Source organism: Ectothiorhodospira marina (assembly GCF_900109495.1).
GTDB lineage: Bacteria > Pseudomonadota > Gammaproteobacteria > Ectothiorhodospirales > Ectothiorhodospiraceae > Ectothiorhodospira > Ectothiorhodospira marina.
Genome location: NZ_FOAA01000008.1, coordinates 13,911 through 39,724 on the forward strand (window position 1 = coordinate 13,911; position 25,814 = coordinate 39,724).

The 25,814-nt window shown below is 60.6% G+C and carries 19 protein-coding genes, 1 tRNA gene and 1 pseudogene; 13 read left to right on the forward strand and 8 right to left on the reverse strand.

The annotated features are described in order from the left end of the window. Nucleotides 1–141 precede the first annotated feature (141 nt). The 5 genes and pseudogenes from BMY52_RS08225 to BMY52_RS08245 all read left to right on the forward strand — a co-directional run. Entirely contained in the window at nucleotides 142–957 is an 816-nt protein-coding gene (locus BMY52_RS08225; RefSeq protein ID WP_090253276.1) for a coiled-coil domain-containing protein, read from the forward strand. 17 nt (nucleotides 958–974) lie between these two features. Beyond that, nucleotides 975–2,219, forward strand: a complete 1,245-nt coding sequence (locus BMY52_RS08230; protein WP_090253277.1) for a protoporphyrinogen/coproporphyrinogen oxidase — start codon at nucleotides 975–977, stop codon at nucleotides 2,217–2,219. Between the two features lie 81 nt (nucleotides 2,220–2,300). Further along, the gene (locus tag BMY52_RS08235) at nucleotides 2,301–2,771 is read left to right on the forward strand and encodes an SRPBCC family protein (protein WP_090253280.1); all 471 of its coding nucleotides are present in this window, start codon (nucleotides 2,301–2,303) and stop codon (nucleotides 2,769–2,771) included. A gap of 31 nt (nucleotides 2,772–2,802) precedes the next feature. Then, nucleotides 2,803–3,261, forward strand: a complete 459-nt coding sequence (locus BMY52_RS08240) for a PAS domain-containing protein (protein ID WP_090253282.1) — start codon at nucleotides 2,803–2,805, stop codon at nucleotides 3,259–3,261. A 125-nt stretch (nucleotides 3,262–3,386) separates the two neighbouring features. Beyond that, nucleotides 3,387–4,349: pseudogene (locus tag BMY52_RS08245) on the forward strand (MBL fold metallo-hydrolase); the annotation flags it as partial. A 93-nt stretch (nucleotides 4,350–4,442) separates the two neighbouring features. Here BMY52_RS08245 and BMY52_RS08250 read toward each other — a convergent pair. From BMY52_RS08250 to BMY52_RS08265, 5 genes are all read right to left on the reverse strand, one after another. Next, nucleotides 4,443–7,001: a hybrid sensor histidine kinase/response regulator gene (locus tag BMY52_RS08250; protein WP_177169903.1), complete on the reverse strand. Its 2,559-nt coding sequence runs from the start codon at nucleotides 6,999–7,001 to the stop codon at nucleotides 4,443–4,445. Nucleotides 7,002–7,056: 55 nt separating this feature from the next. Beyond that, entirely contained in the window at nucleotides 7,057–8,517 is a 1,461-nt protein-coding gene (locus BMY52_RS08255; protein WP_090253288.1) for a GGDEF domain-containing protein, read from the reverse strand. Then, nucleotides 8,495–8,659: a hypothetical protein gene (locus BMY52_RS15400; protein ID WP_177169904.1), complete on the reverse strand. Its 165-nt coding sequence runs from the start codon at nucleotides 8,657–8,659 to the stop codon at nucleotides 8,495–8,497. Before BMY52_RS15400 ends, BMY52_RS08255 begins: the two co-directional genes overlap by 23 nt. An 11-nt stretch (nucleotides 8,660–8,670) precedes the next feature. Then, complete coding sequence (locus tag BMY52_RS08260) at nucleotides 8,671–9,825, reverse strand: substrate-binding domain-containing protein (protein WP_090253290.1); 1,155 nt, start codon at nucleotides 9,823–9,825, stop codon at nucleotides 8,671–8,673. Between the two features lie 110 nt (nucleotides 9,826–9,935). After that, nucleotides 9,936–11,387, reverse strand: a complete 1,452-nt coding sequence (locus BMY52_RS08265) for a TrkH family potassium uptake protein (RefSeq protein ID WP_090253291.1) — start codon at nucleotides 11,385–11,387, stop codon at nucleotides 9,936–9,938. Between the two features lie 240 nt (nucleotides 11,388–11,627). On the opposite strand from BMY52_RS08265, the gene BMY52_RS08270 reads away from it, so the two are divergent. The 7 genes from BMY52_RS08270 to BMY52_RS08300 all read left to right on the forward strand — a co-directional run bounded on the left by BMY52_RS08270 (nucleotide 11,628) and on the right by BMY52_RS08300 (nucleotide 20,984). Continuing rightward, nucleotides 11,628–12,119, forward strand: coding sequence for an SH2 domain-containing protein (locus BMY52_RS08270; RefSeq protein ID WP_245740710.1), 492 nt, complete (start codon nucleotides 11,628–11,630; stop codon nucleotides 12,117–12,119). Between the two features lie 58 nt (nucleotides 12,120–12,177). Then, complete coding sequence (locus BMY52_RS08275; protein WP_090253293.1) at nucleotides 12,178–13,614, forward strand: sodium:solute symporter family protein; 1,437 nt, start codon at nucleotides 12,178–12,180, stop codon at nucleotides 13,612–13,614. A gap of 358 nt (nucleotides 13,615–13,972) precedes the next feature. Then, on the forward strand, nucleotides 13,973–16,945 hold the full coding sequence (locus tag BMY52_RS08280; protein WP_245740711.1) for an EAL domain-containing protein: 2,973 nt from the start codon (nucleotides 13,973–13,975) through the stop codon (nucleotides 16,943–16,945). A gap of 93 nt (nucleotides 16,946–17,038) precedes the next feature. Beyond that, a tRNA-Ser gene (locus tag BMY52_RS08285) sits at nucleotides 17,039–17,129 on the forward strand. Nucleotides 17,130–17,382: 253 nt separating this feature from the next. After that, nucleotides 17,383–17,691 (forward strand): DUF485 domain-containing protein, encoded by a 309-nt coding sequence (locus tag BMY52_RS08290; protein ID WP_090253296.1) that lies wholly within the window; start codon nucleotides 17,383–17,385, stop codon nucleotides 17,689–17,691. Beyond that, nucleotides 17,688–19,343: a cation acetate symporter gene (locus BMY52_RS08295; RefSeq protein WP_090253298.1), complete on the forward strand. Its 1,656-nt coding sequence runs from the start codon at nucleotides 17,688–17,690 to the stop codon at nucleotides 19,341–19,343. The genes BMY52_RS08290 and BMY52_RS08295 overlap by 4 nt, the downstream gene beginning before the upstream one ends. Before the next feature lie 174 nt (nucleotides 19,344–19,517). Next, nucleotides 19,518–20,984, forward strand: a complete 1,467-nt coding sequence (locus BMY52_RS08300) for a DUF945 family protein (RefSeq protein WP_090253301.1) — start codon at nucleotides 19,518–19,520, stop codon at nucleotides 20,982–20,984. 106 nt (nucleotides 20,985–21,090) lie between these two features. Here BMY52_RS08300 and rraA read toward each other — a convergent pair whose 3' ends face one another. Further along, the gene (gene rraA / locus BMY52_RS08305) at nucleotides 21,091–21,582 is read right to left on the reverse strand and encodes a ribonuclease E activity regulator RraA (RefSeq protein ID WP_090253303.1); all 492 of its coding nucleotides are present in this window, start codon (nucleotides 21,580–21,582) and stop codon (nucleotides 21,091–21,093) included. A gap of 270 nt (nucleotides 21,583–21,852) precedes the next feature. Continuing rightward, entirely contained in the window at nucleotides 21,853–23,163 is a 1,311-nt protein-coding gene (gene aceA, locus BMY52_RS08310; protein WP_090253499.1) for an isocitrate lyase, read from the reverse strand. 338 nt (nucleotides 23,164–23,501) lie between these two features. Between aceA and aceK the strand changes: the two genes are divergently transcribed. Next, nucleotides 23,502–25,259, forward strand: coding sequence for a bifunctional isocitrate dehydrogenase kinase/phosphatase (aceK, locus tag BMY52_RS08315; protein ID WP_090253501.1), 1,758 nt, complete (start codon nucleotides 23,502–23,504; stop codon nucleotides 25,257–25,259). 1 nt (nucleotide 25,260) lies between these two features. On the opposite strand, the gene pgsA is transcribed toward aceK, so the two are convergent. Continuing rightward, complete coding sequence (gene pgsA, locus BMY52_RS08320) at nucleotides 25,261–25,812, reverse strand: CDP-diacylglycerol--glycerol-3-phosphate 3-phosphatidyltransferase (protein ID WP_090253306.1); 552 nt, start codon at nucleotides 25,810–25,812, stop codon at nucleotides 25,261–25,263. Nucleotides 25,813–25,814: the final 2 nt, after the last annotated feature.

Here is a 25,814-nt window from a genome sequence, read left to right on the forward strand (position 1 = left end):
TTTGACAGGTGGCGTATCGCAGGTCGTGTAATGGGTATCTTACCGTTCCTTCGGGCCCATAGCACTGCAGGCCCTCAGGCGATATGATCAGAGGCATCGACCACAACAGGCAGTCTGATCAGGAGCCAGGGAGGCCCAGCCATGTCCATGCTCGCATTCGATTCACATTCTCACGTCAAGCGCCTGATGGCCGCCGGCTTCACCGAGGCCCAGGCCGAAGCGCAAACGCAGGCCTTACTGGATCTGCTGGAGAATCGGCTTGTCACCAAGGATGACATCCGCCACCTGGCAACCAAGGATGACCTGCACGACCTGGAGTCGTCCCTGCGTCAGGACATAGGAACCCTGGAATCTTCCCTGCGCCAGGACATGGGAACACTGGAATCCTTCCTGCGCCAGGAAGTAACAGGCCTGCGCCAGGACATGGGAACACTGGAATCCTCCCTGCGTCAGGAAGTAACAGGCCTGCGCCAGGACATGGGAACACTGGAATCCTCCCTGAGCCAGGACATGACCACCCTGGAATCTTCCCTGCGCCAGGACATGGGAACACTGGAATCCTTCCTGCGCCAGGAAGTAACAGGCCTGCGCCAGGACATGGGAACACTGGAATCCTCCCTGCGTCAGGAAGTAACAGGCCTGCGCCAGGACATGGGAACACTGGAATCCTCCCTGAGCCAGGACATGACCACCCTGGAATCGTCCCTGCGCCAGGACATGACCACCCTGGAATCGTCCCTGCGCCAGGGCATGGCAGCAATGGAATCCTCCCTGCGCCGGGATCTCGCCAGCCGCGAGGATCTGAAGAACATGGATAGCGCGCTGCGAAAGGACATGGAAGGTGTCAAGATCGCCCTGCAGAAGGATATCCAACTGCTTTCCAACCGGCTCACAATCAAGTTGGGCAGCATTATGGTCGCCGGCATCACGATCCTTGCAGCCATGCAATTCATCTGATCCCCAGGAGAGAACTCATGAGCATCGACGTGGCCATCATCGGCGGCGGCCTCTCAGGGCTCGCCTGCGCGCTCAGCTTGCGAGAGCAGGGTCGTGAACCGCTGATCCTGGAGGCTTCCGATGAGGTGGGGGGCAGAATCCGCACGGACTATCACGATGGCTTCCTGCTGGATCGGGGCTTTCAGGTCCTGCAAACCTGGTATCCGGAGGCCCGGCGCTTCCTGGATTACGATTCGCTGGACCTGCGTGCCTTTCAGAACGGCGCCCTGGTAAGGATCAATGGGCATGCGTGCCGTGTCAGTGACGTGTGGCGCCAACCCGGCCGATTGCCGGAAATGCTCTGGTCGCCTGTCGGCCATCTGAGCGACAAGATTCGGCTGCTGCATCTGCGCCACCGCTGCCTCCAGGGTGATCTGACTGACCTCTATCGCCGCCATGAACGAGATGCGATCACTCACCTGGCAGAACTGGGGTTCTCACAGCGAATCATCGATCGTTTCTTCAAACCCTTTTTCAGTGGCGTATTCTTCGAGCCGGAACTGCATGTCTCATCCCGCGCCTTCGAATTCGTATTCCGGGCCTTCGCCCTGGGCGAGACAGCCCTGCCAGCAAAAGGCATGGAGCAGATCCCGCGGCAGCTGGCAGCCCGCCTGCCAAGGGACACCATACAACTCCACACCCGAGTGGAACGTATCGAAGGTGACCTTCTGTACCTGACCTCAGGTGAGGTGCTGCGGGCCCGGGTCATCGTCCTCGCAACGGAAGGTCCGGAAACCGCGCGGCTACTGGGGCAGAACGCGACGGATGTACCCACGCGCGGAACCACCTGTCTTTACTTCTCCGCCAATCAACCGCCCTTCGAGGGGCGCAACCTCATGCTCAACGGCGAGGGCAAGGGATGCATCAATAATGTGCTGTGTCCCTCGGTGCTTTCCGAACACTATGCACCCGCTGGAAAGACCCTGGTAAGTGTCAATGTCCATGGCGCCGACCATGATCTTGACGCACTCGAGGGTCGGGTACGCCACGAATTAACGTCCTGGTTTGGTGATGAAATCCAGCATTGGCAACACCTGGCTACTTATTCTTTGCCGCATGCCCTGCCCATGCAAGCGCCACCGGTTCATAATCCCGCCGAAGCACGACTGCAACAACGCCAGAACGTCTGGAGTTGCGGGGAATATGATTCTGCCCCTTCGATTCATTGGGCACTGCACCGGGGCCGGCGCAGTGCCGAAGAGCTCGTCGCCGCCGATCGCTGACCTTACAACCTACGGGGGACGTGTCTATACTCGAAAGAGTTCAATCCACGGAAAAACCGCACAGCAGGAAAGGCGCCGCTTATGGTCAAAGCCCAATCCAGGACACTCATCAAACGTCCGCTGGAGCAGGTATTCAGTTTCATTGTGGATGATTTCATTCGCAACTACCCGCGCTGGTCACCCGAGGTCAAATCCCTGCGTGCACTCACCAGCGGTCCGCTGCGACCGGGTTGGACGGGACGTCAAGTGCGCGTGGACCAGGGGCGGCGTACCGAAACGGAGTTTCGTGTGGTCACACTGGAGCCCGGGGCACGGATCTCCTTTCGCGGCACCACCGACCCGTACCGCATCGACTACGAGTTCAAACCCCGCGATGGGCATACCGAACTCACCTTTACGTTTGAATTGGCCAAGTTGGGTTTCGCGATGCGGCCTTTCGAAAAGCTCATCCGCATTGCTGTACAGGAAGGTACCGACAGAACCGCACGAAATATCAAGGGTCTAGCCGAGACCGAGCTGGAACCCCTCAGCCTGACGCCACCCTCAAGCTGAAAATTGATTCTCATACCGGAGCCACCGCACCATGCAGTTCACCGCTGAAAAAGACCCGGGCCTGATCCCGTCCGTGCTGGCCCAGATCCTGGATACCTGCGTCAACGGCGTGACCCTGTCGGACCCGGATCAACCCGACAATCCCATCGTTTATGCGAACTCGGTCTTCGAGCAGCTCACCGGCTACAACCAGGAGGAGATCCTGGGACGCAACTGCCGTTTCCTGCAGGGCGAGGAACATGATCAGCCGGGGCTTGACGAGATCCGCAAGGCCTTGGCGGAGCACCGGCAGGTAGAAGTCACACTGCGCAATTACCGCAAGGACGGCTCACTGTTCCATAACCGCCTGAACATCCGCCCGCTGTTCGATTCCGAAGGGCGCCTGATCTATTACCTGGGGGTGCAGTACGACGTCACCGACCTGATGGAAGCCCAAGCGGAGGTGGCCCGACTGGAAAGTCTGCTTAAGAAAGAATCTGGCCAGGCCTGACCCCTGCACCAGCTCGTCCTTGCCACCTCAAGTCCATTGATCGAACTGTTCGCCACAGCATTCGGTCCTGTACAACAAATGGAATGAAAATACTCCCTTGCAGCTGACCTCACGGAGACAAAACCATGATTTCCGGCACCCGTGCAGTCCTCGTGGTCCTGTTTGGAGTGATGCTTTCATCCCTGTCTATGGTCCTGGCCGACGAGGATCGCCCCATCGAGCGCATCCTTGAGCCTCGGGCCATCACGGATCGAATTCATTACTTTTACGGCTCCCTGGAAAACCGCACCCAAACCAACCTGGGCATGAACAATAACGTGGGTTTCGTGATCACGGACGAAGGTGTGGTGCTCATCGACAGCGGTCCCAGTCGCCACGTGGCCCGGCGTATCGAGCAGGCCGTGGCTGAGGTCACCGGCCAACCCATCACCCACGTGATCAACCTGGGTAGCCAGGATCACCGCTGGCTGGGCAACGATTACTTCTTCTCTCAGGGCGCCAGGCTCCTGGCCCTTGAGCGCACCGCTGCCACCCAGGCGGATTTTGCCCGGCAGCACTTGGAGCAACTCACGGACACCTTGGGGGAGGCGGTCATGGAAGGCACCAGGCCGCGGCCCGCACCCGAGCCCATCGCCGCCGATCGCCATGACTTTGAACTGGGCGGTGTACGCTTTGAGATGATCCATGCCGGGGATGCCCATTTTCCCGGGGATATCCTCCTGCATCTACCTGATCACGGTGTGGTCTTCACAGGGGATGTGGTCTACACCGAGCGCATGCTGGGCATTCACCCCTGGAGTCATCCGGTGGAGCAACTCGCGGCCTTTGAGACCATGGTCTCATGGGCGCCAGAGGTGATTGTGCCAGGTCATGGTGAGGCGACCGATCTGGCCACGGCCCAGCGGGACACCGGCGATTATCTGGACACACTGGTGCGCGAGGTGGGGAAAGGCCTGGAGAACTGGGAAACGCTGGAGGAGGTGGTGGCGCGTCTGGCCGATCTGCCGGCGTTTCGGCATCTGCGTCATTACGATGACTGGCACCGGATGAACGTGAACCGGACCTATCTATTCATGGAGGCCAACCTGACCCGTCTGCCCATCCCGAATGCAGGCCATCCGGAGGTCATCGCCCGGTTCGCCCCGGAGTAGAGAGGGGCTCGGAGTCGGGCACGGCGAAGGTTACTCAAGCCATGTGTCCATCTCCACCAGAAACCCTTCCATGTCCAGCGGTTTGGTGAGATGCCCCTGAAAGCCCGCTTTGCTGAGCTTGGCTGAGTCCCGCTCCGAGGCATAGGCCGTCAGCGCCAGCACCGGAATGCCGGATGTCTCGGGATGCTGTTTCAGGCAGTTGAGCACTTCAAAACCATCCATATGAGGCATATTGATATCCACGAGGATCAAATCCGGTTTTTGTGCGCGGGCCAGTTCCAGCCCTGTTCCCGAGGTGTGGGCGCTGATGATCCGGATGCTCCGACGACGCCGTTTGAGGATCTGCTCCACCAGGTGGAGGTTGGAGGGATTGTCATCCACGTAGAGCACGGTACGGCTCACCTGATCCGTTGCCCCACTCTTCGGATCAGGGGCGCTCAACAGGGGGTGGGCCGACGAGATTTCCAGGATGTCATCGTCGGCCACGGGCAGCTCGATCCAGAAAGTGCTGCCCTCATCCGGAGTGCTGGTCACGCCGATCTGTCCCCCCATGGCCTGGACCATGCTGCGGGACAACGACAGTCCGATGCCGGTCCCCTCCATCCCGGTGGCATCCGCCCCCAGCCGGTTGAAGGGTTCGAATAACTGGGCCTGGCGGGCCTCGCTGATTCCAGGACCGGTATCTTCAACACTGATGCGCAACGTGGCGTCGGCCTCGTTCAGTTGATAGCCCAGCTGCACACGACCGCCATCCCGATTGTATTTCACCGCATTGGATAACAGATTGATGAGCACCTGCTTGAGTCGCACCCGATCCGCCCTCACCCGACGGCCCGCGGCCTCTCCCATGTCCACAACGATGCCCCGCTGATCCGCCAGAGGCATCACCAGGTGCACGCATTCGTCCACCACCTCTTCCAGCCCGAGGTTCTCGGGGGATAAATCCATGCGCCCCGATTCCACCTTGGCCAGATCCAGCACCTGATTGATGAGGGCCAACAGATGCCGTCCTCCCTTGAGGATCTCCTCCAGATTTTCCTTCTGCTCCTCGCTCAGGGTGGGATCGGCTTCCAATAGTTGCGAGAAGCCCAGGATGGCATTCATGGGGGTACGTAACTCGTGGCTCATGGCGGATAGAAATTCCGATTTGGCCCGATTGGCGTGCTCGGCTTCGTCCTTGGCCTGGCGCATGGCAGTCTCGGCACGCTTGATCCCCGAGACATCCACGTGGCTTACCACCACATGTCTGGGATGCTCTGTCTCATGCTGCAGCGAAGAGACCCGCAGGATGTAGTAGTCATCCCCCATCTGATAGTCCGCCTCGTAGGCATCCTGGCTGCCCGAGAGCACTCCACGGATACCCTCAACGATCGGCCGAACGCCCTCCTCCCCCTCGGCAATGGCCCGATCACAGATCGCCAGGTAGTTCACGCCTTCCGCCACATGGTCGTCATCCCCCCCGTTTCGCCGGGCAAAATCTCGCCAGGCGCGGTTGACCGTAATGATCTCGCCGCGACAATCCAGCACACAGATACTGGACCGGAGAGAATCAATGATGGACTGGGTAAAAAGTAGATCCTGTTGTTCGCGGTCGCGCAGTGCCTGTTCGGCGCGCTTACGCCGGGTAATGTCCCGATTGACCGCCCGACGCCCCAGGTATTCGCCCCCCTCGCCCACCACCGGCAGGCATTCATGCTCGATCCAGCGTTCCTCACCATTGCGATGATGGATGCGAAACTCCATCTGGTGGCGTGGCAGCGAGTCACCATCCGCGGCGATTTCATCCATATGGGCCTGCCAGCGAGCAGCGTCCTCGGGGGGCATGATCCGCTTGAGCAGATCCCGATTCTTGAGGAAGTCCTGCCGGGTGTAGCCACTCACGGTCTCGCAGCCGGGGGAGACGTACTTGAGGGTCCCATCGGCGCCATACCAGTAATCCCAATCCGGCGAATAGTCGGCGGCGATACGGTAGCGCCGCTCACTGGCGCCGAGCGCCTGCAGGGCGGCCTCCAGACGGGCCTCAGCATCCTTGTGAACGCTCAGATCCACTAACACGCAGGCAAAATCCGACTCCCGACCTTCGCGTCCGGGGAGCCGATGCACATGCAGATCCCCCGGAAAGACGCGTCCCTCCTGATGCCTGAGTTCTATGTCCCGGAGCACGGCCTCGCCCTCGCGTCCCGCCTCCTGGAGGGTGCGATTCACTTGATCAAGCCCCCGCACATGGAACAGACGCCGTAGCAATTGTCCACGCATCTGTTGGGTGGACAGGCCGAACTGGTCCACAGCCCGTTGGTTGGCATCCAGGATAATGCCGGTAGGATCCACCACCAGTGCGGCCAGGGGCAGGCCGTGAAACAGGGCGGAGTAGCAGCCCTGAAGCTTCCATGAAGTCAGCTGACTCTCGCGCAGTTCAGCGTTCTGGGTTTCCAACTCCACCTGATAGGTACGCAGGGTCTCGGTGAGCCGAGCCAGGTCCACCTCGCCTGAAACGAGCATGCGCTCCGCCAGGTCGAAATCGCCTGTCTTCAGGGCCTGTGCCGCCCGCTCCCTGACGCGCTTGTTCCGCCTGTCATCGGGTTCGTTCATGTGTGGATTGCCTCTTGCTGCGTTGCAGCATTCTGACACCTGCAAGCCCTCGGAGCTAGCTGGATTGGAAGAAATGGTAACAATTCCTGCCCGATGCCTTCGCCTGGTACATGGCCTGATCCGCATGCCGTAAAAGCGTATCCGGGTCGGCCTCATCCTGGGGATAAAACGTCACGCCCACGCTGGCGGAAATCTCCAGTTGCCCACCTTCGATCATGACCGGCTCCGCCACCGCCTCCAGTAATCGGGAGAGGGCCTGATCTGCTTCTGCCATGGTATGCAGGTTATTGAAAAGAATGACGAACTCATCTCCACCCAGGCGTGCCAGGGTATCGTCGACTCGCAGCAGCTTGCGCAGGCGTGCCGTGATCGCCAACAGCAGCTGATCCCCCATGGCGTGACCATGACGATCGTTGATGGGCTTGAAACCGTCCAGGTCCAGGTAGCAGATCGCCAGGGGACCCCCATCGCGCCGACTGCGCGCGATGGCCTGCTCCATCCGGTCGGCCAGGAGACGCCGGTTGGGCACCCCGGTCAGCGGATCATAATGGGCGATCCTGTCCAGTTCCATCTGATGCTTGCCGATGCGCTCAATGAGGTCATTGAAAGCGCCGACCACCTGTCCCAGTTCATCGTAACGATGCAGGCGGGGAACGGCCAGAGGACTGAATGGACCCGCGGGAGATTGCCGGGTCTGGATGGAGAGATCCCGCATGGGAATGGCAATGGATCGGGTGAGAAACACCAGCAATCCGCCCATCACCAACAGAATGAGCGCAGCGAGCATGGACACGGTGCGAATCAGGATGGACGCATCCTGGCCGGCACCCGTGGTACTCATGACAATACCGATATCCTCCGCTATTTGATCCGGCTTGAGATGCCGCCAGGCCACGCGGCATGTATCCAGCATCACAATCTGTTCGGGATCACCGATGGGAATCTCTTCCAGACGGGCAATTTGCAAGGCCGCCTCCGATGGACCGGGAAACAGTTGCCCATCCAGAACCAGCCCCACGCCGGTCAGATTGGCCCGGGCCCGCATCTCCGTGAACACGGAAATCCGGTCCGAGAGGGCCACTAACCCCAGCAACTGTCCCACTGCCCGGCCCGACTCCGGATCCCGAAAACTCCCCTGAGTGACCAGCGCCATGATCGACTCGCCCTCCCCCGTCTTGACCACAACGAGACCGCTGGGGCTGGCCATGGTTGTATCCGCTTGCTGTGCAAGCCATCGCAGCAATGGACCACGATCCCGCAGGGCAAAACCACTCGCGACCCAGGGGACCTTATCCTCTCGGGCGATCACCAGAGCATCAAACAGGCTGCGCCCCTGGAGGCGGTCGTGAACGGTGAGTAGATGCATGGCCGTTTCAGGATCATCAGCATGCACCGCCTGGCGCAAGGCTGGAAACCTCAAAAGCTCGCTGGTCGCCCGCTCAGCGGATTCGATCTCCTTATCCAGGATCAGGGAGGCAATGGCGGCACTGCCATCAAAACTCCGATGCCACCTCATGAAGGTTGGCCTGATGAGCCCCCTGAATGGTCAGCATCACCGCCAGGCCGGCAATCAGGATCATGGCCAGCCCCACAGCCAGGACGATGGTCCGGGTCAGGGTGGGGCGACAGAGCTGGGTTCTGAGCGCAGCGAACATCATCTCCGTAAGCCCTAGTGACTCGTCCAATCGGGCACGCCAGAGTAACGGAAGGCCCGCTGCATCAACTGTTCCAGTGCCTCGGGCGGGGTATCACGCGTGACCAGTTGCATCCCTCCTGAGTAAATCTGTGGTACGTCGTGCCCCAGGCCACGCACCTGGAGTGACACGGCCTCGGCCATGGCCACGCCCGCGTCATCGTTCAAACGCATAACCGTTGCCGACAGGGCGCCTTCCTGGATGGCACGCAACTCCGCGCTACCGCCGCCCCAGCCGGTCACTTCCACGTCGGTCCGCCCCTCGGCGGCAAGAGTGCGTATCGAGGTGAGGGCCGTATCCGTGGTGCAGGCATAAATAAAGCTCAAATCAGGGTAGCGTGCCAGGGCATCCAGCGTCGCCTTCTCCGCAATATCCACATCCTGATCGGTCAGGTAGGTGTCCCGTAGTCGTGGTGTAGGCACTTCCATGAGGGATCGGGTCAGAAGATCCCCTCGAGCACGGCTGACATAGCCATCCGTGCCATAGAGCACCACAATCTCATCCCCTTCCTCAGCCTGGGCACGAATATGTTCCAGCAAAAGGCGCGAGCCTTGAAGATGATCGAATCCCACATACAAAAGCGGCTGAAGACCATTCCAGGCACGCACGGGTGTGGTGATGTTCTGCAGAATGATGTGGGGTCCGTCGACACCGGGGGTTCGCGCCAGCAATCGGTCAATCAAGGCCGTGTGCGTGGGGGTATCCAGGGTATAGACCAGGAAGTCCGGGCTCTCGGCCAGTGCTGCACGCAACTGCTCCGCCTGCAGGGCAGCCTGATCCCGCGTGGAGCCGCTGAAAAACACCTGCAGATCCAGAGGCAGATCCAGTTCGCGGGCTCGCCTCTCGAAGGCTGCCAGGTTACGCCTCCAATAATCGGAAATCTCCAGTCCCGGATAGATCACGGACACCCTCACCGGGGCGTCCGGCCTCTGTTCGGCGGGTATCGGGATGCCAGGCCCAGTCACCCGGCGATCAAAGGCCTCCATCAACGGACGCTGCTCGGCATGCCGTTCCAGAAAGACCTCCATCGGCCAGTATTCGCGCAGATCCTGCGCGCCCGCAGACACCCCGACGCCCAACACCATCAGCGCCAGGCCACATCGCTCCAGGAAGCCTCTGCCCTTCTGCATCGAACACCTATCCCCGCAGGGTGACACGCCCCTATAGTAAAGCAACCCTACGCATTTGACAGACCACCAGGGTCGGTCAAAGGGATCGGCTCAAAGCGCCCGACCCCGGCTCAGTGGCGCCAGAAAGCCGGCGTCAGCAGGACCAGCAGGGTAAAGACTTCCAGGCGACCCAGCAGCATGGCAAACATCAGCACCCATTTAGCCAGATCACTGATGGCTGCAAAATTCTCCGCCACCGCACCCAGACCCGGGCCCAGATTGGTGATGGTGGCCGCCACTGCCGAAAAGGCCGTCACCTGATCCAGGCCAGTCGCCATCAAAGTGAGCATCATCAGGGCAAACAGGGCAATGTAGGTAGCGAAAAAGCCCCACACCGCATCGATCACCCGATCCGGCACCGGCTTACCCCCCACCTTGATGGGGACCAGGGCCTGGGGATGCACCAGACGAATCACCTCCCGGTAGCCCTGCTTGATCAGCAACATGAAGCGGATCACCTTGATGCCACCGCCAGTGGACATGGCGCAGCCACCAATGAACGCGGCCATGACGAGAAGCACCGGCAGGAAGATTGGCCAATTGGCGAAGTCACTGGTGGCGAACCCAGCCGTCGTGCCGATGGAGACTGCCTGAAAGATGCCATGATGCAGGGCATCTCCCCAGTGGTTGAAATGTTGCTGGATGACCAGGGTAACCACCACGACAACCATCAATATGCCCATGATACCCAGAAACCAACGCACTTCAGGCTCCTTGAGGTAGTGGGTCAACGATCGAGTACGCCAGGCCATGAAATGCATGGCAAAGTTGATGCCGGCAATGAGCATGAAGACCACGCAAATCATGGAGATCACCGGGCTGTCAAAGTGCCCGATGCTGGCGTCATAGGTGGAAAAACCACCGATGGCCACGGTGGAAAAGCTATGGCCGATGGCGTCGAAAGCGTTCATCCCCGCCAACCAGTAGGCCGAAGCACAAGCCACCGTGAGCGTCAGATAGATGTACCAGAGGGCCTTGGCCGTTTCAGCGATGCGGGGGGTGAGCTTGGTGTCCTTGACCGGTCCCGGGGTCTCGGCTCGGTAGAGCTGCATGCCCCCCACCCCGATCATGGGCAGGATGGCGACCGCCAGAACGATGATGCCCATCCCACCCAACCACTGCAGTTGCTGTCGATAAAAACGGATGGATTCCGGCAGGTCATCAATGCCCACCAAAACCGTGGCGCCGGTGGTCGTGAGCCCGGACATACTCTCAAAGGCCGCATCGGTGAATGACACCGACGGGGCCTGGGACAGTGTGAGCGGCAAGGCGCCGGAAAGGCCCAGCACCGTCCAGAACAGCACCACAATGAGAAAACCATCCCGGGTACGCAGGTCCTGACGGGACCGACACACCGGCAGCCAGAGCAACAGCCCCAGGGCCAGCAACACACCGAAAGACACGATAAACGGCAAAAGACCGCCGTCGTCATAGATCAGCGAGACGATGGCGGGAGGCAGCATGGTACCGCTGAAAAGCATCAGTAACAGCCCGACGACGCGCAGCACGGAGGCCCAATGCATGAAAAAACCCGGGTGGTGAACGGGCGCATAATGTACGCCACCGCAGCCGCCTGGGCAAAGGCAGTGGCACCACCGACCGAGGCATTTCGTCCGCCCGACGCGCTTGACCCCGGCTCAGCTCACGACTAGGGTAAAAAAACAAGACATCGTCCCAATCGACTTCAGGCAGGCCTGTTCAGGGCATGCGTGCAACGGCCCTGCCATGGCGTGACGGTCACCCGGTGGCCCAAGGAGCGTGACTTGCCCCGATCCCCTCAACATTTCGGTCCTGCCACGCCCGTCCTCCTGGCGGCCCTCTGTGGTGTGCTGACCCTGCTTCTCCCTCCCCTCCTGGCCAGCGCCCCCAAACCCGACCTGGAGAGCACTTCGGATCTGGCGCGAGCGGGCTATTATCAGCTGCGCTGGTCTCTGGATGAGGGGGAGGTGGATCGTTTCCGCCTGGAGGAGGCCACGGCCGATGATTTCTCCGACGCCCGGATCTTCTATGAGGGAGCCGATGGGGCCACGGTGATCAGTGGCCGCAGCAACGGGACCTTCCATTACCGAGTGCGGGCCCGGATGGAGGATGGGAGTCAGACCGAATGGAGTGACGCGCAACGCGTGGAGGTCAAGCACCATTCCATCGCTCAGGCCTTTGGGATCTTCACCCTGGGAGGCCTGGTCTTCGTGGCCACCGCCGGCATCATCGCCTTCGGCACCCGGGCCAACCGGATCCTCCCCGAGGACTCGTGACCCCGACCCGATCACATTCAGGGGCCGCCCGCTGGCGGGCCCGGCATGAGGAGCGCCTATGAGCATCCAGGAAACCGCCATCCTGGAGCCAGGAATCGCCTGGCTGCTGATTGCCCTGTTCACCGCACTGTATGTGGGGCTGGGCTGGTTTTTTGGCCGTAAGGATAAGGAGCTGGATCAGTTCGTCCTGGCCGGTCGCAAGGTGGGACTGGCTGTGGGAACCGCCACCGCCATGGCCACCTGGGTGACCAGCAACACCACCATGATGGCGCCCCAGCTGGCCTACCAAATGGGTATCTGGGGCATGGTGGGCTATTCCCTGGGTGCGGTCGGGCTGATCCTGTTTGCGCCCCTGGCCAAGCGCATCCGCACCCTCATGCCCCATGGCTACACCAGCGGCGACTTCGTGCGCCTGCGTTATGGCAACCTGGCCTGGCGGGTCTTTCTCGGCATTTCCATCTTCTACAGCTTCGGCTGGCTGGTCAGCCTGGGTATGGCGGGCGGCGTGCTGACCCATGCCCTCTCCGGGATTCCCTATTGGCAGGGAATGAGTGTCATCCTGGCCGCCTGCGTGTCCTATACCCTCATTGGTGGTTTCCGGGCAGTCATCGGCACCGACTTCATTCAGTCCATCCTGATCCTCATTGGCCTGGTCATCCTGGCGTGGATGGTCATTGGCCGCATCGGCTTTGATGAGATTCACTTCAGCCTTGAGCGGGAACGCCCCGAACTGCTCAGCCTCATGATGCCGGCGGCCATCATGTTCCTGTTCAATAACCTGCTGTTCGGCATGGGGGAAATCTTCCATTCCAATGTCTGGTGGACGCGCGCCTATTCATTCCGCGAGGGCGTGGGTTTATGGGCCTACCTGTTGGCCGGCCTGTTCTGGGCCCCCATTCCCATTGTCGCCGGCTTCATTGCCCTGGCCGGTCCGGCCCTGGGGACGAACATCCCGGCAGCCGATATGGTGGGGCCCATCATTTCCGCCGAGCTGCTGGGCCTGGCAGGGGCCGTCATCGTGCTGATCATGGTGTTCGCCGCCCTGGCTTCCAGCCTGGACTCCCTGCTGGCGGCCACTGCCATGCTGGTGGTACGGGACATCTATTACCGCCACCTGCGTCCTCAGGCCACGGCCGATCATCTGCGCGATGCCACCAAGGTGACCATCCTGCTCTTGGGAGTCGTCACCTGGCTGTTGTGTCTGCCGCGCATCACCACCCTGGCAGAGTTGCTGCACTTTACCGGTGCGTTCGTGGCCAGCACCATCTGGCCCATTGCCGCCGGCCTGTACTGGCGCCGAACCAACCGCTGGGGTGCCACGCTGGCGATGGTGGCCGGTAGCGCGGCCGGCATCATCGCTTATTTCCAGATCGGATTCTACGTGGGGGCACTGGTGGGTGCGGCGGTTTCCATGGTGGTCGTGCTACTGACCACCTGGATCAGGCCCCAGGAATTCGATTGGGAACAGCTTAAAGAAGCCCCACCAACACATTGATCAACCGGGGTGAACCTCATGGCATCTGTCGAATTTCTTTCCATCATCGTCACCGTGGCGACCCTCATCACCACGCTGTGCATCTTTGTCCTGATCGGCTTGGTGATCAGGGACTGGCGCAATGGCACCCTCTGGTAGCAGGACCCTTTCGTTGTATCCCACTGCCCGTGCAGGATCATGGACTGGTCCGAGTGAAACCGTCTTTCATCCAATCCGCGTCATAAGGGCATATCCAGCACGATTCTTGCGTAAATATTCACTCAAAATGGATTTCCTCCAATCCGCGTGAGATGCGACCTCCCCGGGCCTCAAGGGCGGCGCGGGGAGGCCACCAGGCAACCCAGGGAGTAGCCCCCACATGACGCGCATCCCGTTGCGCTATCTAACGGTCCTGATCCTGCTGGTGTTCATCGTCCTGAGCACCCTGCTGGCCTATCGATTCGGCCTCAACGCCGCTGCCAATCATGTGGAAACCTCAGAGTCGCGCCACCTGGAGGCCCTGGCCCAGCGCTTGCGAGATCATGCTCAGGATATGGTGGAATGGGGTGAACGCGCTCGCCTGCAACAAACACTGCAATCCATGAGCGAGGGGCGCGACATCAATCTGGCCGTGATCCTGGACGCGCAAGGACACATCCTGGCCGGGCTGGATGCTCAATACGTGGGGGCCCCCTGGGGCGCCCTAACCCCGCATCGCCTGAATCCGGCCCACTATACCGACCTATCGGTTGCCACCTGGCTCGGGGACACGGACCGTGTCGGAAAAGTTTTCACTAGTGAATCCCGCAATACCCTCCTGGCCCTCTTCCCCATCACCCTGGCATCCGCCGCTTCCGGCGTCGACACGCAACCCCCCTCGGGAGGGGTGATACTGATTCAACTGGACCTGATGCCAGCAAAGGCAGCAGCCCGCGACAACGTGCGCGAACTCGTACTGCAGTTCATGGGCTTCCTGGTCCTGCTCGCGACCCTTGGGCTGTTCTTCTTTCACTGGACGGTGATCAAGCGTGTTGAGCGCCTGGCTCAGGCCACGCGCCAGTTTGCCGAAGGTGACCTGAATACCCGCAGCGGCGTGACCGGAGGTGACGAACTGGCGGATCTGGGGCGCACGTTCGATCAGATGGTCACCCGCATCGCCGAGAGCCAGCAGACCCTGCGGGAGCGTGACCAACGGCTGCTTCGGGCTCAGCGCACGGCCCGCATCGGCACCTGGGAGATGCATTTGCCCGAGCAGTCATTCTTTTGGAGCGACGAGATCTCCCGCCTGCTGGGCGTTGCTCCCACGGAAGGCCATTTCAACTATGAAAGCTTCATGGCACGCATCCATCCGGATGACCTGGAAGCCGCTCGCCAGTCCGACCGCAAGGCCATGGAGGAAGGCATTGCCGGGGAACTGGACTACCGCATCATGGCAGCTGACGGGAACCTGCGCCACGTTCATGAACAGACGCAGGTGATCCGCCGGCCCGATGGGCAGATCCGCGCCGTGATCGGTACCGTGCAAGACATCACCGAGCGTAAGCGGGCCGAGGAAGCCATATTCAATGCCAAGGAGCGGGCCCAGGTCACGCTGGACTCCATCGGTGATGCCGTGATGACCACGGATGCCGACGGACGCGTGGACTACCTCAACCCGGCGGCCGAGGCGCTCACCGGCTGGCCATTGATGGAAGCCTGTGGCAAGCGCCCGGACGAGATGTTCCAGCTGATCAATGAAACCAGCGGTGCGACGGTTCGCACACCGCTGCACGCCTGCCTGAGGGAGGGTCGCAGCGTCGGGCTGGCCAATCACATGGTGATGATCACCCGGGATGGTCGCACCCGCGCCGTCGAGGACTCCGCGGCACCGATTCGGGACCGCCAGGGGACCACCATTGGAGCCGTACTGGTCTTCCATGATGTCACTCAACCCAGACAGCTGGCCCGCAAGCTCTCCTGGCAGGCCACCCATGACCCCCTCACCGGACTGTTCAACCGGTTTGAATTCGAACGCCGCCTGCAGGTGGCGCTCAAGCAGGCCCGTGAAATCAACGCCCACCACGCCCTGCTCTACATGGACCTGGACCAGTTCAAGGTCGTCAACGACACCTGCGGGCATGTGGCCGGAGACGAATTGCTCAAGCAGTTGGCCTTCACTCTGCTGGCCAAGATCCGTGACTCCGACATGTTGGCCCGCCTGGGCGGTGACGAATTCGGTGTGCTGCTGGAGAACTGCCCGCGTGACAAGGCCCTGGAGATTGCCGATCATCTGCGCCAGACAGTGCGTCAATTCCGGTTCGTATGGCAGGGGCGGGTCTTCGAGGTGGGCATCAGCATCGGCGCGGTCATGCTGGAGTCCACTGCCGAGGACATGAACGCGGTACTCAGCGCCGCCGACATGGCCTGCTTTGCGGCCAAGGAACGCGGTCGTGATCGCATCCACGTCTACCATCCCAATGATCAAGAACTCATCCAGCGACACGGGGAGATGGAGGCCGTCTCCCGGATCAACCAGGCCCTGGCCGACCAGCGCTTCCGGCTTTATGTGCAGCCCATCATTCCCGTTGCCAGCCAAAAGCATCCTCCCCATCAGGAGATCCTGCTGCGCATGCTGGATGAGGATGGCCGGGTGATCATGCCGGGTGCCTTTATTCCCGCGGCCGAGCGCTTCGGGCTGATGCCGGCGGTGGATCGCTGGGTGGTGCATCATTTCTTCAGCCAGTTTGCTCACATCCTGAAGGAAGATCCCCGCAACGAGTCCACTTCCGAAGGCACGGTCTACGCCATCAACCTCTCCGGCGCCTCATTGAATGATGAACAACTTCCCGGCTTTGTCATCCAGCAACTGGAGCGCTACCAGATCCCGGCATCGCGCATTTGTTTCGAGATCACCGAAACCGCCGCCATTGCCAACCTGAACCGGGCCGGGCTGTTCATGAATCAGCTCCGCCAGCGGGGATGCCGTTTCGCACTGGATGACTTTGGTACCGGTCTGTCCTCTTTTACCTATCTCAAGCAACTGCCGGTGGATTACCTCAAGATTGACGGCAGTCTGGTCAAGGATATCGCCCGGGACCCCATCGATCGTTCCATGGTGGATGCCATTGCCCGCATCGGGCGGGTCATGGGGCTGTACACCATTGCCGAATTTGTGGAAGACGACGCCGTACTGGCGACCCTGGCCGAACTGGGGGTGGATTTTGCCCAAGGCTACGGCATCGCCCGACCCGCTCCCCTGTCCATGGCGACGCCCTTTAACGGCCCCCCTCGCCAGCGATCCGCCCCGACGTCCTCGCATCGCCCCTCTCTGAATGGGATGGCACAATCCCGTTTGCCAAACACGGAGGTTTGATGTATCTTTGCGCACCTTGTCAGGCGCGGTCTGCCGCAGCCCTGAAACAGGCACCCTCAAGGCCCGGACATACCGGCCAGGGTGACGCACTTTGGAGAGGTGGCCGAGCGGTCGAAGGCGCACGCCTGGAAAGTGTGTATACGGTAACCCCGTATCGAGGGTTCGAATCCCTCCCTCTCCGCCAATATTGCATGAAAGAGCCACCGCTACGCCGGTGGCTCTTTCATTTGGGCAATACCCATCAAAACCTTCCCAGGCGAAGGCGCGTCTCCCCATAAAAAGCTTGATCCCGCGCAGTTAAAGCGGCAATCCCCTGTTGCTGCCTTGCAACACATCCCACGATGTAAGACTATCCGCCCGTTTGACCATTGTATTTATACCTGGATAAAAAACGATAAGGGTATATCCATTCTTCTCTGCATAAAGCGGGAGCATTTATGGACCAAAGCACCATCGACCGCATCAAGGCGGACCCAAACTTCCAAAGGCTGGTGAAAAAGCGCTCACGCCTGGCTTGGACCCTGAGCTTCGCCATGCTCATCGTGTATTACAGTTTTATCCTGCTGGTAGCCTTCCTGCCCGACGTTCTGGCCATGCAGCCCTTTGGTGACAGCATCATCACCTTGGGCGTACCCATGGGCGTGGGCATCATTCTGTTTGCCTTCCTGCTGACGGGCATTTACGTGTACAAGGCCAACACCGAATTTGACCGGCTTACCGCCGCCGTGAGGGAGCACGCCGAATGAAACCGCTCATGATCCTTATCTCCATAGCCCTGCTGCTCACTTCCGGAACAGCCATGGCCCAGACGGCGGAAGTCACCGAAGCGGTCGGGGGCAGCAGCTGGACTTCCAGCATCATGTTCATTGTCTTCGTGATCGGCACCATGGGTATCACCTACTGGGCCTCGCGCCGCACCAAGACAGCCTCGGATTTCTACACCGCGGGAGGTGGCATCACCGGCTTCCAGAATGGTCTGGCCATCTCCGGTGACTATATGTCGGCAGCCTCGTTCCTGGGCATCACCGCCCTGGTGTATACCTCCGGCTTCGATGGACTGATCTATTCCATCGGCTTCCTGGTGGGCTGGCCGGTGATCATGTTCATCATGTCCGAACGGCTGAGAAACCTGGGCAAGTTCACCTTCTCCGATGTGGTGTCTTTCCGCTTCCAGCAGGTGCCCATCCGGGTGTTTTCAGCCTTTGGGGGCATCACCATCGTCCTGCTTTATCTGATCGCCCAGATGGTGGGAGCCGGCGCGCTGGTTCAGACCCTGTTTGGCATGAGCTTTGAGGCCGCTGTCATCATCGTCGGCATCCTGATCATCGGCTACGTGACCTTCGGCGGCATGCTGGCCACCACCTGGGTGCAGATCATCAAGGCCGTGCTGCTGCTCTCTGGCGCCACTTTTATCGCCGGAATGTCCCTTTACTTCTATGGCTTCAGCCTGGAAGGCCTGTTCCAGGCGGCTGCCGACCGTCATGCCTTGGGTGAGGATATCTTTGCGGTGGGCGGCCTGGTCAGCGATCCCATCTCGGCCATCTCACTCGGTATCGCCCTGATGTTCGGTACCGCGGGTCTGCCGCACATCCTGATGCGTTTCTTCACGGTGCCCAGCGCCAAGGAGGCGCGCAAGTCAGTCTTCTTCGCCACCGGCTTCATCGGTTATTTCTACGTGCTGACCTTCATCATTGGCATGGGCGCCATCGCCTTTGTCATGGGCAATCCGGCTTATTTCGATGAGACCGGTCGCATGTTCGGCGGTGATAACATGCCGGCAGTCCATCTGGCCCATGCCCTGGGCGGTGACCTGTTCCTGGGCTTCATCTCTGCGGTGGCTTTCGCCACCATCCTGGCGGTGGTGGCCGGTCTCACCCTGGCGGGTGCCTCGGCCATCTCCAACGACCTGTATGCCAACGTGATCAACAAGAACGCCACCAACCAGCAGGAGATGCGCGTCTCCCGGGTGGCCACGATCATCCTGGGCATCATCGCCGTGCTGCTGGGGATTGCCTTCCAGAATCAGAACATCGCCTTCCTGGTGGGGCTGGCCTTCACCATCGCCGCTTCCACCACCTTCCCGGTGCTGATCCTGTCCATGTACTGGCATGACATGACCACCCGCGGTGCGGTGATCGGTGGCTCCCTGGGTCTGATCTCTGCCGTGATCATGGTGGTGCTGAGCCCCAACGTGTGGGTACAGGTACTGGGCAATGAAGAGGCGATCGTGCCTTACAGCAACCCTGCCCTGTTCACGGTGACCATTGCCTTCCTGGGCATCTGGATCTTCTCCAAGCTGGACCGCTCCAAGCGGGCCGCCGAGGACCGTCGCCGGTTCGAGGCCCAGTACATCCGCTCCCAGACGGGTATCGGCATCAACAAGGCCGCAGAGCATTGATGCTCCTGGCGTGACCCCAGGGGTCACGCCAACCGGCGGGCGGGGCATGGCATACCGAGAGGGCCATGCCCCTGCCCACCACCTATCAGCTGTTCATCCATCTGCATCGTCCCTGCCGCATCCAGGGGGGCGCCCCCTCCGCCAGGCCTGGACCAAAGCCATCAGGAGCGTTTGATGTCTGCGACTTCCTCCAGCACCCCCTCGCCCAGGCACCGCCGCAAGGCCCTGCTCATCCTCGCCCTGCTGCTTGCGTTGGCGGTGATCGTTGTAGGCGCCAACCATCAGGTGCACCGGGCGGCTGAAGATCAGGTGGAGAGCACACTCCAGAGATGGCGGGACCAGCCCCCGGACGTCCCCGGCGTGCATCTGCGCTGGGCTGACTATGATCGCGACAGCGGCGATCTGCAGTACCGCATTCGTTATATCCCTGAGGAAAACAGCGTCCCCTGGCAGATGCTGGCAGATCTGCAGGGAACCGATAGCCCCACACTGGAGACCTCTGGCACTGCCCAGATCACTACACGCGGCCTGATGGGCCTGCTGGGCACCATCGCCCGTGTGGAGGGTGGTCTCATGGTCTCCGACACCTGGCGGTCCCTCCTGCCGGATTTTGAAGGCGATGAGTGGCTTCGCTATCACATGAACGTGGACACCCGTGGGCGACATCACCTGGCCCTGGCTGGCCGGGGCTACGAAGGTCGCATTCTGGATGACCGGGGCGAAGGCACCGGCGAGACCGCCTGGCAACCCTGGTCTCTTGAGGCCCGCCTGGCCAGCGAAGACCGCCTTGCAGATCTTGATGCCTCGCTGCCACGGCTGTGGCTTCGGGAGGAAAACAGCGCACTGGATGCCCTGGTGGAAGATCTGAATCTGCATCTGGAAGACATCACCCTGGACCAGGGCCTGACAATGATCGGCGCATCCGCGCTTTCCATGCAACAGCTCTCCGTAGAGGATCCAGGTGGCACGCTGGTGCTGAGAGACATGGCGCTGAACTGGAACAACCACCGCGAAGACGATCGGCTCCGCGACTGGATGGATCTCTCCCTGGGGTACATGAGCCTGAATGGCGACCGGATCCTGGATCAGGCGCGCCTGCAACTCAACTCGGATCTGAGCTTTGAAGCCTTGCAGGATCTCATGGCCGTGAGTGACACCCTGAACCTGGAGGATGATCTCAGCCTGAGCGAAGCGAAACGACTGGAGCAGGCCATGACCTCCCTGCTTCGCCGTGGCGGCGAGATCAAGCTGGAGCGCTTATCACTCACGCAGGAGGCCCACGGCACCATCGAAGGTCATGCCACCCTGGGTCTTGACGAGAATGCGGAATTCAATCCAGGAGGCGGCCTCCACCAGTGGGATACGCTCTATGGCGATGTCCGGTTCACCCTTGATGAACCCCTGATTCAGGCGCTCATGGCACGCTCCATCCGCGCCCAGTGGCCCCATATCAATGAGGCACAGCTGGACAAGAGGGTAAAGGCACAATGGCGGGAATGGTCGGCCATCCTGGGCATGATGCCCTTCGTGACCGAATGGGAAGATCAGCGGATCACCCTGGCACTGGAACTGGAGGCCGGCGTGCTCAAGGCAGAGGGCCGCCAGGTCATGAACCTGAGGGACCTGATGGGGATGTTCTAGCCAGCGACCTAACTGAGAACCACCGTCTTGTTGCCATGAATCAGCACCCGATCCTCCAGGTGGTGGCGAAAACGACGCGGCATGCAAGACCAGGCAAGGCCTCAACTCAACCAGGGCGCACCACAATACCATCTTCATCCGCGAACAGCAGATCCCCCGGTCGGAATTCCACGCCCGCAAAGCGCACGGGGATATTCTCCCGACCCACCCCCATCTTCTTGCTCTTGAGTGGATGGGTGGCCATGGCCTTCACCCCCAGGGACAACTCGCCACAGGCCCGGGAATCCCGGATACAGCCGTACATCACCACCCCGGCCCAGCCGTTCTTCACCGCCAGGATGGCCAGCTGATCGCCCAGCATGGCACAGCGCATGGAGCCACCGGCATCCACCACCAGCACCTTGCCCCGACCATCGGTGCCCAGCATCTCCCGCACCTTGGAGTTGTCCTCAAAGCACTTCAAGGTCACGATCTCGCCGGAGAAGGCCTTCTCCCCGCCAAAATCCCGAAAGATCGGCTCACACACCTGGATATCACCATCCTCGTGCTCATCACACAGATCCGCCGTACCCTGGAAATTCAATCGTTCAGATGCCATCTACACACTCCTGATTCTTTAACGTCAAAGCACCCAGGTTCAGCTAAGGAAGCTCCCTTCTCCCCCATGGGGGAGAAGGGCTGGGGATGAGGGGGGTGGGGGGGGGAGGCACTGTGCCGGCCCTCGCCCCTCACCCCAACCCCTCTCCCCTGAGGGGAAAGGGGCTCGTCCGGAAACACAGGCCCCGCAAACAACAAGGGCCGCATCCCCCGTTCCCGGTTGATGCGGCCCTTGAAGATCCCGTTCAGTTCGGGCCAGCCCAGGCAGGCCTTAGCCGCTGAACTGATCTTCCTCGGTGGAACCCTTCAGCGCGGTCACCGAAGAGGTGCCACCCTGAATCACGGTGGTGATGTCGTCGAAGTAACCGGCACCCACTTCCTGCTGGTGAGACACAAAGGTGTAACCCTTGTCGCGCGCTGCGAACTCAGGCTGCTGCACCTTCTCCACGTAGTGCTTCATGCCCTCGCCGCGGGCATAGTCATAGGCCAGATCGAACATGTTGTACCACATGTTGTGGATACCGGCGAGGGTGATGAACTGGTACTTGTAACCGTACTCGGACAGCTTCTCCTGGAAGTGAGAAATGGTCTTGTCGTCCAGGTTCTTCTTCCAGTTGAAGGAGGGCGAGCAGTTGTAGGCCAGCAGCTGATTCGGGTTCTTGGCGCGCACGGCCTCGGCGAACTCACGGGCAAAGCCCAGGTCCGGCGTGCCGGTTTCGCACCACACCAGGTCAGCATAGGGGGCGTAGGCCACACCGCGGGAGATGGCCTGCTCCAGGCCGTTCTTCACCCGGTAGAAGCCCTCGGCGGTGCGCTCGCCATTGACGAACGGACGATCGTTCTCATCAAAGTCGGACGTCAGCAGGTTGGCTGCTTCGGCGTCGGTGCGAGCCAGCAGCAGGGTGGGCACACCCATCACATCGGAAGCCATACGAGCAGCAATCAACTTGTGGACCGCTTCCTGGGTGGGCACCAGCACCTTGCCACCCATGTGACCGCACTTCTTCACCGCAGCCAGCTGATCCTCAAAATGCACCCCGGCCGCGCCGGCAGTGATCATGTTCTTCATCAGCTCAAACGCGTTGAGCACACCACCAAAACCGGCCTCAGCGTCGGCCACGATAGGCAAGAAGTAATCGATGCCCTCGGGATCTTCCGGGCTCATGCCACGGGACCACTGGATCTCGTCGGCGCGCTTGAAGGCATTGTTGATACGGCGCACCACAGTGGGCACCGAGTCATAGGCGTACAGGGACTGGTCCGGATACATGGTTTCGGAGGTGTTGGCGTCCGCCGCCACCTGCCAACCGGACAGATAGATGGCCTCGATACCGGCCTTGGCCTGCTGCACGGCCTGACCACCGGTCAAGGCCCCCAGGCAATTCACATAACCCTTTTTGGCATCGCCGTTGACCAGCTTCCACAGCTTCTCGGCGCCACGGCGGGCCAGGGTGTGCTCAGGCTGAACGGAGCCACGCAGGCGCACCACATCCTCAGCAGTGTAGCCGCGCGTCACGTCCTTCCAGCGCGGATTTTCTGCCCAGTCCTTCTTGAGCGCCTTGATCTGTTCATCTCGGTTCATCATGCCTAATCCTCTGTCACTCTATCATTGTGGCCCGTTTCCCGGGCGGGGGTCTCTTGGTCCGGACAGGACAACGTATGGCCGAACTGACTCGTGTGGGCCTCGGTGACACAGACCGGAAACCCGTTCATCTGCTTACCCGAGGACTCCACACGACTTTTCGAATGGAGGGGCCAAGCGTAGTCTAGACTCAGACAAAAGCCAGCAAGAAATTTCAATAGTAACCATTTGCTGGTGCAATGCAACATAGCAATTGGTACAAACAGAGTAAATACTGTAGTAGATTTGACATGTTGACGGCACACACCGCTCAGGCGACCACAGGCAACCACCAGACCATGAATGACCGCGCGAGGCAGATCGCCCGCTCAATCCTCACGGGTTTTGAACGCCACTTCTCGTTTTTCCAGGAGATCACCAGCAGCGCCCGGGAACGTTTCGAGCATGCCGACTGGGAGGCCGTACGCGCCGCGTCAGTCAAACGCATCAGCTCCTACGACGGACGCGTGCAGGAAACCCTCGCCAAGGTGCGCGCCACCTTTGGCATCGATGGGTTGGAGGAAAAACTCTGGCAACTGGTCAAGATCTCCTACATGGACCTGCTGCAACACCACTCCCGCCCAGAACTGGCGGAAACCTTCTACAACTCGGTATTCTGCCGCCTGTTTGAGCGCAAGTACTACAATAATGACATGATCTTCCTGGAATCGGTGGCTAACCGGCAAGAACTGGCCGAGCGTTACCGGGGCTACCTATCCTTCCACACTCGCGACGGTGGCGTAGAGACCTGCATCTGGGAAATCCTCTCAGCCTTCTATTTCAACCTGCCCCATGCAGACCTTTCCCAGGATGTGAGCAACATCACCGAAGCCCTGATCGAGCGGTCGGAATTCGGCCCCGAGGCCATGTCGGACCTGCGCATTGACATACTGGAGTTCCCCTTCTTCCGTAACAAGGCCGCCTACCTGATTGGCCGCGTGGTGCACGAGGGTCACTGCCATCCCTTCATCGTCCCCCTCACCAACAACGAACATGGCGGCCTGGTGGCCGACGCCCTGCTCACCACCGAAGAGGAGGCAGAAGCGGTATTCAGCTTTGCCCGAGCCTACTTCCTCGTAAAAACCCCGGTCCCCGCCGCCACCGTGGCCTTCCTGCAGGACCTGATGCCCAACAAGGCCGTAGCGGAGCTGTACATGAGCCTGGGCTTCCACAAGCAGGCCAAGAACGAGTTCTATCGGGACTTTCTCCACCACCTGGCCGACAGCCATGACCTGTTCAGCCTGGCCCAGGGCACGCCGGGCCTGGTGATGATGGTGTTCACCCTGCCCTCCTACCCCTACGTGTTCAAGGTGATCAAGGACCGCTTCCCGCCGCAAAAAGATGTCACCCACGAATTGATCGAGCGACGTTACCTGCAGGTCAAGATGCACGACCGGGTGGGTCGCATGGCCGATACCCTGGAGTTTTCCGAGGTGGCCTTCCCCCTGTCACGGTTCTCCCCGCAGTTGCTGGAAGCCCTGCAGAACGAGGTGAGCTCCCAGGTGGAGGTGAGTGACGGCATGCTGGTGATCAAGCACCTGTATATCGAGAAGCGCATGCTGCCGCTGGATGTCTTCCTGCAGAGCGCCAATGAAGAGGAGGCACGTCACGCCCTGCACGAATGGGGGCTGGCGGTGAAGCAGTTGATGGGCGTGAACATCTTCCCCGGCGACCTGCTGTTCAAGAACTTCGGCGTCACCGACAGCGGCAAGGTGGTGTTCTACGATTACGACGAGATCTGCTATCTCACCGAATGCCATTTCCGCAAGATCCCCGAATCCCCGTTCCCGGAAGACGAACTCAGTTCCGATGCCTGGTACTCAGCCGGCCCCAACGAGGTCTTCCCCGAGGAATTCCCCACCTTCCTGAGCACCGACCCCAGGGTGCGGCGCACCCTGATCAAGCTGCACCCCGACCTGTTCGACTATCGCTACTGGCAGGCGCGTCAGGAAGACGTAAAGAAGGGCATTCACGGAGATGTCTTCCCTTACCGCCAATCGGTCCGCTTCAACAAGTCACCCGCTCAGCGCCCGGTTGCCCAGGCCGCCTCCGCCTGAGCTACTCGCTGATGCGCATGGCTGCGCGCAGGTAGTGGAACATGGACCACAAGGTCAGACCGGCGGCCACATAGAGCAGGATCATGCCGATGCCCATGCTGGGCAGACCGATAATGGGTTGCCCGTAGAGCAGCAGGAAAATGGCCACCATCTGCGCGGTGGTCTTGAGTTTGCCAATCCAGGAGACCGCCACCGCGCCGGACTGTCCCAGTTGAGCCATCCACTCCCTCAGGGCGGAGATGGCGATCTCCCGACCAATAATCACCACGGCTGCCAGGGTGATCAGCACGCCGCCCGGATGATCCACCAGCAACACCAGGGCCGTGGCCACCATCAGCTTGTCAGCCACCGGATCGAGAAAGGCACCGAACTGGGACGTCTGCTCCAGGCGCCGGGCCAAATAACCATCCAGCCAGTCCGTCCCCCCCGCCAGAGCGAAGATAAAGGCGCTCACCGGCCCTGAGAGTGGATGAGGATAGTAATACGTGACCACGATCAGCGGGATCAGGGCGATCCGCAGCCAGGTCAGCAGATTGGGGATGGACAATGTCATGA

What these genes read in the sequence shown, in the direction of transcription:
- BMY52_RS08275 (WP_090253293.1), top strand. Translation starts at nt 12,178, where the DNA reads ATGAGCATCCAGGAAACCGCCATCCTGGAGCCAGGAATCGCCTGGCTG.
- BMY52_RS08260 (WP_090253290.1), bottom strand. Translation starts at nt 9,825, where the DNA reads ATGCAGAAGGGCAGAGGCTTCCTGGAGCGATGTGGCCTGGCGCTGATG.
- BMY52_RS08250 (WP_177169903.1), bottom strand. Translation starts at nt 7,001, where the DNA reads ATGAACGAACCCGATGACAGGCGGAACAAGCGCGTCAGGGAGCGGGCG.
- BMY52_RS08230 (WP_090253277.1), top strand. Translation starts at nt 975, where the DNA reads ATGAGCATCGACGTGGCCATCATCGGCGGCGGCCTCTCAGGGCTCGCC.
- BMY52_RS08235 (WP_090253280.1), top strand. Translation starts at nt 2,301, where the DNA reads ATGGTCAAAGCCCAATCCAGGACACTCATCAAACGTCCGCTGGAGCAG.
- BMY52_RS08290 (WP_090253296.1), top strand. Translation starts at nt 17,383, where the DNA reads ATGGACCAAAGCACCATCGACCGCATCAAGGCGGACCCAAACTTCCAA.
- BMY52_RS08295 (WP_090253298.1), top strand. Translation starts at nt 17,688, where the DNA reads ATGAAACCGCTCATGATCCTTATCTCCATAGCCCTGCTGCTCACTTCC.
- BMY52_RS08240 (WP_090253282.1), top strand. Translation starts at nt 2,803, where the DNA reads ATGCAGTTCACCGCTGAAAAAGACCCGGGCCTGATCCCGTCCGTGCTG.
- BMY52_RS08225 (WP_090253276.1), top strand. Translation starts at nt 142, where the DNA reads ATGTCCATGCTCGCATTCGATTCACATTCTCACGTCAAGCGCCTGATG.
- aceA (WP_090253499.1), bottom strand. Translation starts at nt 23,163, where the DNA reads ATGAACCGAGATGAACAGATCAAGGCGCTCAAGAAGGACTGGGCAGAA.
- BMY52_RS08300 (WP_090253301.1), top strand. Translation starts at nt 19,518, where the DNA reads ATGTCTGCGACTTCCTCCAGCACCCCCTCGCCCAGGCACCGCCGCAAG.
- rraA (WP_090253303.1), bottom strand. Translation starts at nt 21,582, where the DNA reads ATGGCATCTGAACGATTGAATTTCCAGGGTACGGCGGATCTGTGTGAT.
- BMY52_RS08280 (WP_245740711.1), top strand. Translation starts at nt 13,973, where the DNA reads ATGACGCGCATCCCGTTGCGCTATCTAACGGTCCTGATCCTGCTGGTG.
- BMY52_RS15400 (WP_177169904.1), bottom strand. Translation starts at nt 8,659, where the DNA reads ATGATGTTCGCTGCGCTCAGAACCCAGCTCTGTCGCCCCACCCTGACC.
- BMY52_RS08255 (WP_090253288.1), bottom strand. Translation starts at nt 8,517, where the DNA reads ATGAGGTGGCATCGGAGTTTTGATGGCAGTGCCGCCATTGCCTCCCTG.
- aceK (WP_090253501.1), top strand. Translation starts at nt 23,502, where the DNA reads ATGAATGACCGCGCGAGGCAGATCGCCCGCTCAATCCTCACGGGTTTT.
- pgsA (WP_090253306.1), bottom strand. Translation starts at nt 25,812, where the DNA reads ATGACATTGTCCATCCCCAATCTGCTGACCTGGCTGCGGATCGCCCTG.
- BMY52_RS08265 (WP_090253291.1), bottom strand. Translation starts at nt 11,387, where the DNA reads ATGCATTGGGCCTCCGTGCTGCGCGTCGTCGGGCTGTTACTGATGCTT.